Source organism: Candidatus Micrarchaeum sp. (assembly GCF_016806735.1).
Classification (GTDB): domain Archaea; phylum Micrarchaeota; class Micrarchaeia; order Micrarchaeales; family Micrarchaeaceae; genus Micrarchaeum_A; species Micrarchaeum_A acidiphilum_A.
The window spans coordinates 900,937-914,158 of the sequence record NZ_CP060530.1; the positions used below are offsets into that span (position 1 = coordinate 900,937).

Annotated in this window: 14 protein-coding genes and 2 tRNA genes; 8 read left to right on the forward strand and 8 right to left on the reverse strand. The window is 46.3% G+C overall.

Going from position 1 to position 13,222, the window contains the following annotated elements:
• Nucleotides 1–11 precede the first annotated feature (11 nt).
• A complete protein-coding gene (locus Micr_RS04765) occupies nt 12–1,016 on the reverse strand; it encodes a hypothetical protein (protein WP_203134535.1) in 1,005 nt (334 codons plus the stop codon).
• A gap of 127 nt (nt 1,017–1,143) precedes the next feature.
• On the opposite strand from Micr_RS04765, the gene Micr_RS04770 reads away from it, so the two are divergent.
• The 6 genes from Micr_RS04770 to Micr_RS04795 all read left to right on the forward strand — a co-directional run bounded on the left by Micr_RS04770 (nt 1,144) and on the right by Micr_RS04795 (nt 4,995).
• Complete coding sequence (locus tag Micr_RS04770; protein ID WP_203134536.1) at nt 1,144–2,346, forward strand: response regulator; 1,203 nt, start codon at nt 1,144–1,146, stop codon at nt 2,344–2,346.
• Nucleotides 2,324–2,899 carry a hypothetical protein gene (locus Micr_RS04775; protein WP_203134537.1) on the forward strand — a complete coding sequence of 192 codons (576 nt, stop codon included), beginning with the start codon at nt 2,324–2,326 and terminating at the stop codon, nt 2,897–2,899. Before Micr_RS04770 ends, Micr_RS04775 begins: the two co-directional genes overlap by 23 nt.
• Nucleotides 2,900–2,915: 16 nt before the next feature.
• Complete coding sequence (locus Micr_RS04780) at nt 2,916–3,752, forward strand: COG1470 family protein (RefSeq protein ID WP_203134538.1); 837 nt, start codon at nt 2,916–2,918, stop codon at nt 3,750–3,752.
• A gap of 10 nt (nt 3,753–3,762) precedes the next feature.
• Nucleotides 3,763–4,446, forward strand: coding sequence for a hypothetical protein (locus Micr_RS04785; protein ID WP_203134539.1), 684 nt, complete (start codon nt 3,763–3,765; stop codon nt 4,444–4,446).
• A gap of 7 nt (nt 4,447–4,453) precedes the next feature.
• Nucleotides 4,454–4,525: transfer RNA gene (locus tag Micr_RS04790), tRNA-Asn, on the forward strand.
• A 38-nt stretch (nt 4,526–4,563) separates the two neighbouring features.
• Nucleotides 4,564–4,995 (forward strand): iron chaperone, encoded by a 432-nt coding sequence (locus tag Micr_RS04795; RefSeq protein WP_203134540.1) that lies wholly within the window; start codon nt 4,564–4,566, stop codon nt 4,993–4,995.
• Here the strand turns inward: Micr_RS04795 and Micr_RS04800 are convergent, their stop codons facing one another.
• Nucleotides 4,996–5,535, reverse strand: coding sequence for a DUF1453 family protein (locus Micr_RS04800; RefSeq protein WP_203134541.1), 540 nt, complete (start codon nt 5,533–5,535; stop codon nt 4,996–4,998).
• 239 nt (nt 5,536–5,774) lie between these two features.
• Here Micr_RS04800 and Micr_RS04805 point away from each other — a divergent pair, with 239 nt between their 5' ends.
• Entirely contained in the window at nt 5,775–6,152 is a 378-nt protein-coding gene (locus tag Micr_RS04805) for a hypothetical protein (protein ID WP_203134542.1), read from the forward strand.
• A 43-nt stretch (nt 6,153–6,195) separates the two neighbouring features.
• Here Micr_RS04805 and Micr_RS04810 read toward each other — a convergent pair.
• The 6 genes from Micr_RS04810 to Micr_RS04835 form a co-directional block, all read right to left on the reverse strand.
• Nucleotides 6,196–6,267 (reverse strand) — tRNA-Val (locus tag Micr_RS04810).
• Nucleotides 6,268–6,279: 12 nt separating this feature from the next.
• Nucleotides 6,280–7,512, reverse strand: coding sequence for a pyridoxal phosphate-dependent aminotransferase (locus Micr_RS04815; RefSeq protein ID WP_203134543.1), 1,233 nt, complete (start codon nt 7,510–7,512; stop codon nt 6,280–6,282).
• Between the two features lie 95 nt (nt 7,513–7,607).
• Complete coding sequence (locus Micr_RS04820; RefSeq protein ID WP_203134544.1) at nt 7,608–8,801, reverse strand: RNA-guided endonuclease InsQ/TnpB family protein; 1,194 nt, start codon at nt 8,799–8,801, stop codon at nt 7,608–7,610.
• A gap of 100 nt (nt 8,802–8,901) precedes the next feature.
• Nucleotides 8,902–10,689, reverse strand: coding sequence for a carbamoyltransferase family protein (locus Micr_RS04825; protein WP_203134545.1), 1,788 nt, complete (start codon nt 10,687–10,689; stop codon nt 8,902–8,904).
• A gap of 4 nt (nt 10,690–10,693) precedes the next feature.
• Complete coding sequence (locus Micr_RS04830) at nt 10,694–11,359, reverse strand: diphthine--ammonia ligase (RefSeq protein ID WP_203134546.1); 666 nt, start codon at nt 11,357–11,359, stop codon at nt 10,694–10,696.
• Nucleotides 11,356–12,012 (reverse strand): endonuclease III domain-containing protein, encoded by a 657-nt coding sequence (locus tag Micr_RS04835; RefSeq protein WP_226803555.1) that lies wholly within the window; start codon nt 12,010–12,012, stop codon nt 11,356–11,358. The genes Micr_RS04830 and Micr_RS04835 overlap by 4 nt, the downstream gene beginning before the upstream one ends.
• Nucleotides 12,013–12,100: 88 nt before the next feature.
• Between Micr_RS04835 and fni the strand changes: the two genes are divergently transcribed.
• On the forward strand, nt 12,101–13,219 hold the full coding sequence (gene fni, locus Micr_RS04840; protein ID WP_203134548.1) for a type 2 isopentenyl-diphosphate Delta-isomerase: 1,119 nt from the start codon (nt 12,101–12,103) through the stop codon (nt 13,217–13,219).
• Nucleotides 13,220–13,222: the final 3 nt, after the last annotated feature.

Here is a 13,222-nt window from a genome sequence, read left to right on the forward strand (position 1 = left end):
GCTTGACGATTTTACGGAATGTATATGCCGCACGCGCCTCCAATCCTGACTGCGCTGAGATATCCCTGATACAAAGTACTCTCGTTAGTACCTGCAAATATCCCTGAATATGTAACGTTGCTGATGGCACCATCCGAAGAGTTTATTATCATTGAAAGTGCGGTCCCGGTAGTTATTGTGCTCTTGCTTATGGTAGTATAGTTTGCCCTGTATATTGGGCCCGAAACGTCGTTAAGCGCATAGGACATATTGAATGGCACGAACGCGCTCACGTTTTTGTATGTCTGTGGACCAGATGGAGGAACACCGTAATTGTTGGATTCGTAAGTCTTGTTGTAAAGCGAAGAGGTGCAATAGGATGTGTTATGGTAGAGCTCCGAATAGTTTTCCATTAGTGAGTAGTATTTGCTCGCCTGCAGCGCTGAGAGTGCTTTGGAATAGCCGTTGGGCTGCGAAGCCGTTGTGGTAATGGTCGTGGCTACCGTTGTAGTGGTAGTTGATCCAGACTTTGTAGAGTTTGAGCTTTTTGGAGGTGTAGGCGATATTGTGCTTGTCGTAGTCGCGCTTGAGTTTGTTGATACTATCCTTATCAGTGTGGAGTCTGGAGCCACAGCTGCAGATTGGCTTATCGTTATGAAACGGACGAGAGCCGAAGTGCCGTTTACCGCCAGCAGCTCCACGCCTATGTCCGCGTACTTGGACATGTAATTCGCGTGTATCGTAGTATCCTTGCTTAGCGATACGGCCATGAGCGGATTTACGAATGAAGGCTGCTTGGATATGTAAAGCGTGCTGCCGGAACCCATGTATGCCGCATACTCTACACCTCCAAGTATGAATACCGTGCCGTTGGAGCTTATAGTCACGTTGCCGGATGAGCCGAGATCCTGAACGCCCCTATATGTCAATGCGTATAGGGCTATGGCTATTATGATTATCGCGATTATTAGGTATATCGCAAGGCCCTTGACGTTAGTCTTGCGATGGGCGTGATGTTTTGGATTACCGGAGGCCATGTTTAAGAATTGCAAGGCAAATCTTTTAATGCTTGCTTTGCGGGGTTTTCAACGCAGAAAAGGCGGCGATTATGGCCATTGGCAAGATATAATATACTTTTTGTTGATTTATTATTCGGTGACCTTTATGGATGAATTTCATGACTTTTCCGAAGAGATTCTGTCTATTATAAACGATAAGCAGCAGATAGCGTACAGCGAGCTGAAGGACAGATCTTTTGGCATGGGCATCTCGCTCGAGCAGCTGAACGGTTCGCTAAAGGAGCTGGAGAACACGAAGGCCATCGCATCAAGGAGCAATGGAGGCATAATGACCTATTACGTTCTTCAGGAGGACAAGCAGCTAAGGAAGGTGCTCATTGTAGAGGACGACAAGAATATAAACAAGCTCATGGCGCTTTCCCTTGGAAAGGGATTCGAGATAATGCAGGTCTATGACGGGGGCGAAGCGATAGGCGTTGTCAAGGGGAAAAGGCCCGACTTGGTAATACTTGACCTTATGCTGCCGCACATGAACGGGCAGGATATATGCAATACGATAAAGAGCGACAAGGATATCAGGGATACTACGGTGATATTGGTGAGCGCAATGGACCCCACCAACAACAGGTTCACCGCACTCAAGAATGGCGCAGACTATTACATAAAGAAGCCTTTTGACCCTATAGAACTCAGGAGCCTTGTGACCCTCTTTCTGAAAAAGAAAGGCAAAAGGTTCGACCCGCTGATAGACCTTCCGGACGAGGACAGAATATCGCGTGAAATAGAGCATTCGCTTAAAGAGGGGGAGCAATACGTCATAGGCACGATAAGGATAGACAACTTCGGAGAATATGCCAAGCGCTTCGGGGAAAAGTCCGGCATAGTAATACTAAGGCTCATATCCCAGCTGCTGCAGGACATAATAAAGAATTCGGGCAGCGGAGTTTTTGTTGGCTTCTTGAACAGCGACCAGTTTGTAATTGCAGGGATGCAGCAGAATGTCAACGATGTAATTTCCGGCATACAGGCCGAATTTACGGCTGTTCTGCCCTTCATACTGCAGGATGAAGGCTTCAGGCAGATGGACCTCGACATAGAGAGCCTTTTTGAATCCAAAGAGGTGCCCAAGCTTTCCCTCGTTTACAACGAGATAGGCAAAAGCGACCTTAAGAAGAGGCGCAGCGAAATATTGGAAAGCAAGACGGAGGGCCAGGGAGACATAGGCACTTATACCTACGAAGAACTGCAGAAGCTGTTCGGCAGCTCTGACCTTGACGTAGTAATAACAAGGGATTCGAATGGCGTTAGGCTCCAGGTGGGAAAAAATGCGTCGGAAGCTGGCAGGTAGATTTGGCGAGGGTATAAGGGCGCAGATGTCGCTTGACTTCATAATATCCTACGGTGTAGCCTTCATAATAATCTCCGCTGCAATTTACATAATAATGACGAGCGGCATATTCAACCCTACAGTAATACCTGAAAACTGCGTACCTTCGCCTTCATTCGTATGCGATTCATACGGGATAAATACCACAGGGGCAATGGTAATAAAGCTGTCGCAAGCAACCGGCGGCACCATAAACGTGACGGGAGTTGCATGCGCTGTAAATTCTAACTCTACTGACGAAAACCTGCCAGAGACTGGCAACATAAATATCCTTGGGTATTCCGGGGACAGTGGAAGCTACCCTCCCGGGACATTCACTTCCAACGGCGTAATAGTATACAGCGACGGCTACGGTATCCTCAACGCGTACTGCTATGCCACCAATGGTGCCATAGACTCCCAGCCCCTTGGAAACAGTTTTACTGGCTACATATTCATAAATTATACGACAAGTGGATTGCCTTCCCAGCACACTTTAATAAAGGTTGCATCAGTAACAATGAAATATACTTGACCACGTTGGCTTTTGCATGTTGAGGAGCGTTGTTTTAATAATGTTTTTTGCGCTGCTTGCATTGGGCGCAGTGAGCTTCGCTGCCGGAACATATGTGAACATTACGGAGCCGTACAACGCAACAGTAACGAGCAACGGGAGCATTTACCTTGGAAAAGCAGGCCCAGGGCAGACGTTCTCTGTAACCATATCGTCCCTCACAACCAACGGCACAGGGGCTGTCTTCAGCAGGGGATGGAACAAGCTCGTGGTTACCAGCTACCCCAAGGGCTGGGTCGTAAAGAATTCGGCTCTCTACCGCTCCACGCTCACAATCGACATAACCCCTTCTCCTCAAGCAGCCAACGGCACGTATAAGCTTGAATTAAGCGCCGTCAACATAGGAAATTATTCCAAGATAGGCTCGCTCAACTTTGTGGCATACGTCAACATAACTCCAAATGTATTCAGGATGAGCGTTGCACCGGAGAAGGTTTATGGCAGCCCCGGTGAGCCGAAGAGCATTACGGTAACGATAAACAATACAGGAGTCTCAGACAGCCCGTTCATAATAAACGTCTCTGGAATACAGGGCGTGCAGCTTCAGCCAGAAACCGTTATAGCACTTCACCACACTAGCGAGACCTTCAAGTATGCTATTTTTGCGAGGACGCCCGGGCGGTATACCCCTACTGTCAATGTAAGCTCGCTTGAGAGCCCTCTGGTAAGAAAATCAGTAGGCATAAATCTTGACATAAAGCCAAGCCTGCTTGACGATTATTACGCAATCGGCCAGGGCTCGCCAATATTTCCGATAATATACGAGCCTTCCTACGTGCTTATGTACGTGATAGGGCTACTGTCAAAACTCTGATGGTGTTTTTTTGGAAAAGAAAGAGAAGAAAGAGCCTAAGGCCATATATGTGAATCCGCTGCAGCTTGAGGACAAGCTCGACATAGGCAGGCTTGCCTATACCATGGGACAGGAGGTAAAAGCCATTTACGCAATGGACATAGGAGGAAAGCGCTCCGTTTTTCTCCTGGGAGAGTTCATAGGGGAGACAAGGATGCTTTACTACTTTCCAGAAGAAACTTCTGGAAGCTATGCGGTTTACAGCCCAAAGAACGAAAACGGAGTTGAAAGCTTCGAAATTACCGGCAGGCTTACGGCATATGCAAGCCTGGGCGTATCGCGAATTCCGATAATAGAGCTGGACAACAAGAATTTCAAGACCAAGGAACCAAAACCTGAGGGCATACTTTATGTAAAGGCAAAGAAATACGAGGATATAGTCAATGCAGTCATAAGCGGAAACATAAACGGCGACGGCATAGGCATGGTTTACAAATTCCGCTATGAAGGCAAGACTTATATCGGCTCTTTCGAGATAATAACTGACGACAAGAAGGTATTCGTATACGCAGAGACTGAGGACTTCGACGGATCCTTCTATGTGTATGATTATTCAAGCGGAAAGATCAGCACTGCGAGAAGCTTTTCGGAGAATTCTTATATTTATGTGCGCATAATTAACCTTGCGGCTCCTATGCCAAACTTCAAGGATTAATTTTTATGCCCGAGTAGCTCAATGGTAGAGCGACTGGCTGTTAACCAGTAGGTTGCAGGTCCGATTCCCGCCTCGGGCGATTCTTTTTATATTTGCACGAATATATCGTTTGATAGAATGGCGGCTTCAAAAAAGGAGGGAGATAAAAAAGTCGGACTTACCAAAGAGGAGCAGGAAGCGATGGTCGAGCGGTTGAAGGAAATCAACAATAAAGAGGACGGTGAAACTGCCGTCATAGCAAAAATAAAGGAGATGCCTGAACCAGATAAGAGCATGGCTATGGAGATACACGAAATCGTAAGGAAGACAGCTCCTGAGCTTAAGCCAAGGACATGGTATGGCATGCCGGCTTACGCAAAGAATGACAAGATAGTGTGCTTTTTCCAATCCAGCAGCAAGTTCAAGAGCAGGTATTCTACCCTGGGGTTTTCAGACAAGGCCATGATGGATGAAGGTGATATGTGGCCCGTTACCTATGCGATCAAGAGTTTGACTGCCAAGGAAAAAGCAATGATAACCGAACTCATAAAGAAAGCAGTGGGCAGATAATCAGGAAACCTGATTCTGGATTTTGGAATTGCCCTTGAAGTTTTTGTACATCCGATATATGTGCCTGGACTCTCCAAGCAGCATGCCTGCGCTAAACGCAAGCAGCAAGTCCACTACCGTGTACCAGAAATATGCGCTTGAAGAATTAGCATATGATAAAAACACTGAAGATGCAGACGCCGTTGGCAATGGAAGCACTATTTCTATGAGCAAACGGACTACGAAGGTGGCGGTCCATATCAAGAAAATTTCATTGGAGCCCCTAAAGCGTATTGCTCCGTCCTTTTCGAAAACCTTGGATTTTATCCCTAGATTTGTCCCGATAATATACCCTATTATGCCGGCAAGCAGAGCAAATGAGAGAACCTCTATGCTGGGAGTCAGAGCCAGAAGAACCAGCGTCAGAAACGCGTACAGCACAGGCCTTGTAAATATCCTTCGGGTGTCGGCCATCCTGCCCCTCATCTGGCTTCGCATGCGGAGCGCTACGAATAGCAGTACAATAATTATCACATAAACATATTCGTATTCGTTTGACATGCGAATGGCATCTTTATCGCGGTTGTTTTATTGCATGTATTATTCTTATGCTTGGCCTGCTTATAGGGTAGCGTATGCCGAAGGATACTTGCATCTTTTTCCAACCAACAACAGGACTTATTCCAATGATGGAGAATTTATACTTTACTCCATGTTTTATAACTGTCTTATTATATGGCTTTTGGCATAGGTTTAAAAATCTAGTAATGCAAAGATGATTTGACCAGTTGGTGATTTTAATGGGTAGGGAAAAGAGTTCTAAAAAAGGTGGGCAAAACACTTCTAGCACCCCTAAGAACGACATAGTGGAGCTTGGCCTGGAGGAGGCAATAGACCTCATAGGAAAAAAGAACACTAAGCTTGTCTGGCTAGGATCTGAGCCGGAAGACGTGATAAGCAGGGCAATAGACGTGCCGAAGGAAATGATAGTAAGAATCACTCCTGAGGAGATAATCTATTATGACGAAAAGCAGATGAAGAAGCTCAACAACCACGTATTTGCAGGCTACCAGGATAGCACTTCGAAGTTTGTCATAAGGTTCATGAAGAACAAGTGCAACCTGGAGGCCGCTTCTTTGAAAGGAGGCGTAAACGGCATAATAGGAGACATACTCTGATTCCTAAACCTTTTTCTTGCCAGTCCATGCAAGTTAGCGTTAGTGGGCCCGCGGAGAGTCGAACTCCGGTCTCAAGCGTGTAAGGCTCGCATCTTAACCGCTGGACTACGGGCCCAATAAAGGGTCTTTACTTCGAATATTTGTCGCAGAAACGATTTAGTTTATCCATCGCATATTCTAATATGTCTTTCGGAGGAAGCGCGACCACCCTGACATGGGAATCGGCGCCGAATCCCGAGCCCCTGCTCAGCATCACGTATTCCTCTTTGAGAAACCTATCGACAAATTCACGATCATCTTTTATCTTAAGGCTCTTGAAATCTACCCTTGGCAGTATGTAAAATGCGCCGTTTGGCTCTACAACGCGTATCTTTTCATTCTCCTTAAGCACCTTTACTGCTGCGTTGACGCGCGACTCTATCTCCGATACCATGTGCTTTATTTCTTTGTTGTGCTCTTTCTCGTTTGACATGGACTCGGCAAATGCGTACTGCGCAGGAGTGTTGACGCAAAGCCTTACGCTTGCAAACTCCGCCAGCTTGGATTTCAGCTCTTCCGACGTTTTATCGCTTTCGGGGAGCAGCATGTAGCCTATCCTGAATCCTGTAGAATCGAAGTCTTTCGAAGCTCCGTTGAGTATCATGTGCGGCACCCCCTTCGCGAGCTGGCTAAGGCTCGTGAATTTCGCCTTGTTGTAATATATCTCGTCATAAATTTCGTCGCTTATGAGAAAAACCCCGTATTCGTTTGCAAGGTCTACGACCTCTTCCAAAACTTTCCTGCTGAGCACAGTGCCGGTAGGGTTGTTCGGATTGGTTATGAGCATGTACTTTGTTCTTTTCAGCCTTCCCGAATTCTTTAGGGATTTCAGGGTTTTCTTTATGCTCTCCGGATTTAGGTCCCACCCGTTAGCTTCGTCGTAATTTTCGTATACCGGAACGCCGCCTGAAATCTTCAATTGCGTGAGGTACTGATTGTAGAATGGCCTGAATATTATCGCGTTGTCGCCAGGGTTTATCGTAGCCGTGTTTATGAAAAGAAGAGCTTCTGAAACACCGGCAGTCACGATTACGTCATCAGTCTTTAACGATATCCCGTATTTTTTCTTGTACCTGTTTGATATGGCTTTTACCAATGGCATTACGCCAGAATCCCTTGAATAGCCGGTCTTTCTTTCCCTTAGCGCCTTTATGTAAGCGTCTATGGTATACTTTGGAGTAGGGAAATATGCTGGTGGATCGCCCCTGTTTATTTCTATGACTTTTATGCCCCTTTTTATCAATGATTCGGCAACCTTTTCTTCTTCCAGGATTGAATTATGTGCGAATGCGCTTCTTTTTGAAAGGATTGAGACGTCCATAATTACACCTTATATTAATTGCATGCATAATGATTTAACGGTGACATCCTCCCACGACTGAAGTCGTGGGCTTCCAATGGTGGCTTTTTGATTGGTCATCTTGAACCACCAAGTATAGTTCCTGATTCAACGACGGCTGCCTCCTGTAGCTGAGGTCTTACAACGTCTCCAGAGGCGTTACTTCCCGCAAGTCCTGCGGTAGTCAGGATATTTATTGAGGCATTCAAATCTCTGTCCTTTGACATCCCGCATTTCTGACAGAGAAATGTCCGTTCACTCAATTCAATATCCTGTATATTTCCACAATCACTGCACGTTCTAGAGGTGTTCTTTGGATTCACTCCAACTACCCTGCAACCAGCATTTTCAGCCTTGTAGCAGAGGTATTGGATGAAGTTTCCCCAAGAAACATCTGTAATCTGTCTTGCAAGATGATGATTCTTCATCATATTTGCAATCTTCAGTTCCTCGTATGCAATTAATGAGTATGAATTGACGAGATGATGGGATGTCTTGTGAAGGAAGTCATCCCGCTGCCTTGCGATGTGTTCTGAAATCCTCGCAAGTTTTATCTTTGCCCTTCTCCTGTTCTTGCTTCCCTTATTTTTATTCGAGAGCCTTCTCTGAATCATTTTCAGTTTATCTATGGATTTATTCGAGATTCTTGGATTTGGAATCTTCGTTCCGTCCGACATGGTTGCATATTCCTTGAGCCCCAAGTCAATCCCTACCTGTGGTTTATTGTTCGAGAACAGTGGTGTTTCCTCATTTTCTACCGAAAACGTGATATACCATTCCTGCGATTTTGTCTGTTTTATCGCCATTGTTTTTATCTTTCCCTCCATGTCCCTGTGATTGACGAAATTTATTCTTCCGATTTTTGAAATGAAAACCTTCTTCTTTTCTGGTTTGAATCCAGATTGCGGGTATGTCAGCGAGGATATATATGATTTGAATCTTGGAAAACCGAGCTTGATTTTCTTTCCATGTTTTCTTTCCTTTATTCTCCTGAAGAAGTTCTGGTATGCCTTTGAAACCCTGTCTGCGATGTTCTGGCAGACCTGCGAATAGAGTTCGTTGAATTCCGGATTCTTTTTCTTGAGTTTTGTTATCCATTTGTTCATGTCGTATTTCGTGAACGTCTTTCCAGTTTCCTTGAAGTGCTTTTGTGATTGCTCAAGAAGGAGATTGTAAATTTGTTTCGATAGGTACATCTGGCGGTTGAGTGCCGACTTCTGCGATTGCGAAGGATACGCCCTATATCTGTATGTCTTTTTCAAGATGACCATGTTATCTACGCAATTAAATTTTATACGCCTTGCTATTCTGCGGTTCGCTCTCATCCCACCTCTGAAGAGTGTGGGTTTTCCCGCTCACTTTGATAAAGCGTTACCGTTTGGTAATGAGCCAGCCCTGAAGGTAAAGCGCATCAAGGCCGCTGGATGCAAAACTCCTGAGCGCCTGTGTGGGAGTCTCTACGAGAGGTTCTCCTGCATTGTTGAAGCTGGTGTTTACAACTATGCCCTCTCCGGTGTCGGATTCGAATCCGCTTATGAGATCATACCAAAGCCTGTTCGTTTTGCGAGTAACTGTTTGGGGCCGTGCAGTCATGTCTACATGGTTTATTGCGGGAGCATTTTCCTTTGCCGATTTTGTAGTATGAAACATCATTACCATGAATTCGTGCTTAACAGGGTCTACGAAATATTTTTTCATTGAGCTTTCCAAAAGAGAAGGAGCCAAAGGCCTCCACCACTCCCTGCCTTTTATTGCATTGACCCTGTCCCAATTATCCCTGTTTCGTGGATCAGCAACTATGCTCCTATTGCCCAGGGCTCTTGGGCCAAGTTCGGAGCGGCCATTGTAGAATCCGACAATCATTCCTTTCTCTATCGCCGATAAAACCCCAGAAACATCATCGCCAACCTTTTCGGATCTAAGTTTAGATTTCATTACGCTCGCTTTTACTTCCTCTTCCGAATATGAATCCCCAAGATAGACTGAATTTAGCCTGCTGCTTTTGATTGCGCCGCCCAGCTCTGAATATGCATAAGCGGCTGCGCCTATTGGCCCTCCGGAATCGTTTGCCGCTGGAAAAACAAACATATTGCCGAATATTTTTGAATAGTGTAGCTCCATGTTCGCCTTGGCGTTCAGGGCCGAGCCGCCGGATAGAACCAAATTGCTCTGCCCCGTCTCTGACTTTATGCGCTCGGCCATGCTTAGAAGCAAGCTTTCGAAGAAGGATTGGATAGTGTGCGCATAGTCGCATGCAGCCTGATTCAGCTTTTGCGTGCTGGTCTCGGGCTTTATAGGAGCCCTTGAATCCGTAACGTATTCAGCTATCCCATCATACATCTGGTCCTGGAGTGGCAGAGATAAAGATTTTTTAACCTTATATAGGCCATTGCTTCCCTCTACTGCAGCTTCAAGCCTTTTCATCATCTTTGGATTGTCCTTGCCGTATGGAGCCAGGCCCATTGCCTTTCCGGGACCCTCCAGCCTGGAGAAACCGAGATATTTGGAAACGTATTCGTACAGATACCCCATGGAAAGCGAATTCCAGCTCTGCTCAAAAACGTTTTCGAAAGAGCCGTTCTTTACAGACCATGCGGTTGTAGAATCCGTTTCGCCTTGGCCGTCTACAACTATTGCAGCTGCACTGCGGAATCCGGAAAAATAGTATGCGGAAGCGGCGTGTGCCAAATGATGCCGCACTGGAATTACCCTTATCCCGCTGTCGTTGACCGCATAGCCCATGTGCAAAAGCACTTCCTTTATGAAGAGCTTGGCTGACAATGCAAAATCCAGCCTTGAAGTGACAGACCTAGTTATTGTGCGCATTATGGATGAATAGGCCATGCTCGCCATATTGTTTCTTAGGGCGTAGTCCTTGACCAGCGAAGCCTGCGAGAACGAATGCCATGCCCTTGATTTGACACTGTAAAGCTTAGGGTCGAAGTTAGTGGCATACGCATCAACATGATCCGGGCTTATCCCATAATTGCTCTTTAGAAATCTGAAGCAGTGCTCCAGCGCATTCGCGGGCAGCTCATACGGAGAGTGCTTGTTCCTAGTGTAACGCTCCTCCTCCGAAGCATATACCAGCTTGCCGTCCAGTATTGCAGCTACTGCGTTGTCGTGGAAGTTCGGCCAATTGAAACCAATTACCAGCACTTTATCACTTGTCCGAAAGTTCGGCCCCGTCTATTATATATTCCCCAACTGTGCCGTCCCAGGTTATATGGTACGAGGTTATTTTTACCCTTTTCTTGAACATAGGGGCGTTTAGGACGAATGATTCGGCCTCTCCGCCCTCGAAAGCCACGTTTATCCTGTATTTCTTTTTTAGTGCGACAAGCCTTTCTACGGTCTCCTTGTTTATGGCAGCGCCTACGAAAGATTCGTCCATGCCGTATGCGGCTACCTTTGTTATTATGGCTTCGAACTTCTCCGCAATTTCAGCAAGCTCTTTCTCCTGGTCCATCCCCCAAAGCGGAGAAATCATTTCTATTCCCTGCTCCTTGCATATTGATTCTATGCGGTCCTTCTGGTACCTGCTTGCTATTGCCCCGGTTATTAGCTTTGTCACATTGTTGGCTTTGAGCGCCTCTGCCAGGTCGTTTAGCTCAAGCTCCTTTTCTCCTTCAGTATCCCATATTACGTGCTTTATTCCCATCGCCTTGGCCTGCAGCGAAGTGTACTTTATGTTTGGCTTGTGGAACATATAGCTGTCCTCGTTGTAGGGCTTCATTGTTATTAGGAGTTTGGGCTTCAGGCCTGCTTCGCTTGCCTTATGTATTGCCAGTGTGGAATCCTTCCCACCGCTGAAAAGTGCAGCTATCATTTTTTCACCGTGCTTGAAGGGCATATCCTGTTCAGTACGCAGGCTTCGCAGTGCTTGGCCCGGGCTGTGCAAACGTCCCTGCCAAGTGCTATGAATAGGTGCGTTACGTTGCCCCAATCTTCTTTAGGCGTTATTTTCATCATCTCCTTTTCTATCTTTTCCGCGTTCGTGCCTTTGGCCAGCCTGAGCCTGTTGCATACTGTTATGCAGTGCGTATCTATTGCTATGCCTTCGCTCTTGCCGAACCAGTTGTACTGTACTACGTTAGCAGTCTTTCTTCCGACTCCCGGCAGCGCCTGCAGGGATGCGATGTCGCTTGGAACTTTGCCATTAAAATCCTTCTCTATGGCCTTCGCGGCCCTTATTATGTTTTTGGACTTGTTGCGGTACAGCCCTATGGATTTGGTGTATTTGTACAGCTCGTTCAAGCCCATATCGGCATAGTCGCGAATTTCCCTGTGGTCATGGAAAAGCCTTTTCGTGGCTATGTTAACCTGCTTATCCTGTGCCTGGGCTGAAAGCATGGTGGCCACAAGAAGCTCCCAGGCATTCGAATATTCCAGCGTGCTTTTCATCTGCTCCGAGTATTTTTTCTTTAGCAGGTAAAGAACTTTCCTAAGGAAGGGCTTTTTCGATATTGCCAGAGCCAACACCAGAGTTATTTATAGTTTGTAGCGCTATAAGTATGCTTTATATTGACATTTTTTAGACTTTTACGTAAACATCGTTATAGGTAATTGTTTGAGCGGAAATAAGACCGAAAATGCTGATTCCAAAAAGGCCAAGATAGACCTTATAATGAAAAGAAAGGAGGAGCACATAAGGATATGCCTGGATCAACCAGTTCAGGCAAAGAGCGTGAGGACCCTTTTCAGCGACATGAAGCTGATAAACAACTCGCTGCCGGAAATAGACTTTGATGACATAGACACTAGCACGACGTTCCTTGGAAAAAAGTTCTCAGCCCCTTTCATGGTGGGAGCCATGACCGGCGGAGCAGAGATGGCGAAAAAGATAAATGCCAATATAGCAGAGGCTGTTGAAGAGCTGGGCCTTGGAATGGCTCTTGGAAGCCAAAGGGCAGCACTTTATGACGCAGTTCTCGAAGATACTTATACGATTGCCAGAAAGAATGCACCAAACGCTTTCATAGGCGCGAACATAGGAGGCGCACAAATATCCAAAGGTATGGAAATTTCCGACATAAAAAAATTAGTAGATATGGTTGATGCTGACGCTTTGTACGTGCACCTGAACCCTGCGCAGGAGATAGTCCAGCCGGAGGGAGAACCCAAATACAGGAATGTCCTTGAAGGGATAAAGGGCATAGCATCCTCTGTCGACAGTCCGGTAATAGCCAAGGAAGTAGGCTTTGGGCTGTCGCCAAATGTTGTAGGCCAGCTTGAGAAGGCAGGAGTAAAGGCCGTCGAAACTGCTGGAATGGGAGGCACGAGCTACGCAGCGGTAGAATGGTACAGGGCTAAGGCCATGGGCATGGCCTCAAAGGTGGACCTTGGAAACCTGCTCTGGGATTGGGGAATACCTACGGCAGCTTCGCTCTACATGATAAGGAAGCGCTCGAAGATACCCGTAGTATCTTCAGGCGGCTTGAGAACGGGAATGGATGTGGCAAAATCTTTGGCAATGGGAGCATCGCTTACCGCAATGGCTCTGCCGGTGCTGAGGCCAGCAACAAAATCCCCGGAAGAAGTAAAGAAGTTTATAAGCAATGTCGTGCTGGAGCTCAAGAGCGTCATGTTCCTGCTCGGGGCAAAGAATATGAAAGAACTGGCACAGGTTCCCTATGTCGCCACAGGAGAACTTGCAATATGGAAGGATTACGCAGATAAAAATCTGTAGCCG